This is a genomic window from Gordonia sp. VNK21 (assembly GCF_046098115.1).
Classification (GTDB): domain Bacteria; phylum Actinomycetota; class Actinomycetes; order Mycobacteriales; family Mycobacteriaceae; genus Gordonia.
Genome location: NZ_JBJURU010000013.1, coordinates 18,283 through 20,015 on the forward strand (window position 1 = coordinate 18,283; position 1,733 = coordinate 20,015).

2 protein-coding genes are annotated in these 1,733 nt (G+C 68.3%); both read right to left on the reverse strand.

Annotation, left to right across the window (positions count from 1 at the left end):
- A partial coding sequence (locus tag ACJMNC_RS14795) for a phytoene desaturase family protein (RefSeq protein ID WP_408948730.1) occupies nucleotides 1-517 on the reverse strand: 517 nt, incomplete at its 3' end.
- On the reverse strand, nucleotides 514-1,733 hold a 1,220-nt coding region (locus tag ACJMNC_RS14800), incomplete at its 5' end, for a DUF3556 domain-containing protein (protein WP_408948731.1). The genes ACJMNC_RS14795 and ACJMNC_RS14800, both read right to left, overlap by 4 nt.

Below are 1,733 nucleotides of genomic sequence, written 5' to 3' on the forward strand. Positions count from 1 at the left end.
CAGCCCGAAGCTGCTTGACCCGGGCCTGGACAACGCGGGGGACCACTTGCACGGGGCGGTGGGCGACGCCGCGCCGCGGAAGCCCGGTGCGCGGGACGACGGGGGGGCGCCACAGGTCCGGGCCCAGTTCGTCGAAGCCCGACACCAGATCGCCGAAGACCAGCCGCCAGCGGCGTTCGTCGACGCCGAGTCCGGCCGCGGTCTGCTCCAGCGACCGGTACAGCAGTCCCACGTCGCCGTCGTCGAGCGGGTGCGCGCAGTCGATCTCCGGCCACGCCCACGACAGGCCGTAGCGTTCGAGGCCCACGTCCTTCCAGAACGGGGAGCCCACGCCGAGCGGGTGGAAGGCCGCGCAGTAGTCGTGGATGAGGCCGGGGACCTCGAGTTCACCGGACCTCGCCCCGCCGCCCACGGTGTCCGCCGCCTCCAGGACGGTGACCTGCACCCCGTGACGGGCGAGCTGCAGGCCGGCGGCGAGCCCGTTGGGCCCGCCGCCGACCACGACTGCCGTGGTCATTGCAGGACCGTTCCCGGCCGGTTCGGGGCGTCCGCACTGCGCCAGGTCACCGTGACCGGGATCGGACCGTTCGGCAGCCACGGCTGTTCGGCGACCGCGTCGCGAACATCCCACGTGCCACGCTCGATGACCCCGAGGGCGGCGTCGATCACCTGGTACTCCTGCGTCTTCTTGTGGATCGGCTGAGATTCGACCCACACGGCGATGAACTCGCCCGGAGCGAACTGGCAGCGGCTCTGCACGGCCTCGATCATACGAGCGTTGTGCAGGTGCCCGTCGCCGAAGTTGAATCCGATCAGGGTGTTGCAGGCGTACTCCGCCTCGCGGATCGTGTAGCTGTTCACCTCCTCGCCGAGCTCGCGGTGGAGCAGCGAGTACAGGCCGCGGCCCTGGCTGTGCATGGACCGCCAGCAGGCGATCTGCATCATGAGCACGTCGGCGACATCGTCGGGATAGGTGGGCTTGAGCTGATCGACGGTGTTCTCGGTCGGCCGCACCACCGCGTTCAGCTTCTCCTCGGCGCCGGGGGCGAAGGCCCAGATCGCCGAAGCCCAGTTGCCGGCGTACTGACGCATGGACGGGAGGAAGGACACCAGGTCCGGACGGAGGTTGCCGAGCACCGGCAGGGCGATCAGCGCCACCACGATCACCGCCGTCAGCCACGCCGAGCTCATGTCGCCGACGGAGTAGCCCTCCCAGGCCGGGAAGCCGAGGAACAGGAAGGCCGAGGTGAAGGCGAACAGCACGTTCCACTCCAGTGGCACCGCGAGCGGGAAGGTGGAGAAGATGAAGGCGTGGAAGCAGATCATCAGCACCACCGCGGCCACGGTGAGCCACTTGTGGGTGGAGAACAGCAGCACCAGGGGGGCTCCGATCTCCACCACGGTGCCCAGCACGTGCGCCATGAACGTCGACAGATGCGACGGCCGCAGGTCGGTGGGGAAGTCACGGTAGTGGGCGCGCTTGAGCGCCTTGGAGGGGATCCACGGCGTGTTCGACACCATCGGTGGGATCACGTTGGTGAAGTGCAGGCCGATCTTGGAGACGCCGGCGCCGATCCAGACGATCACGATGAGCAGCTTCAGGGCCACGATCATGTCGACGAAGGGCAGGAAGGCGAAGAACACGATCGCCGGCAGGTACTGCTCGGAACGGGCCGCGATGAAGATGATCTTGTCCCGCAGACCGATCACGATCAGCAGCGCGATCACCGAGT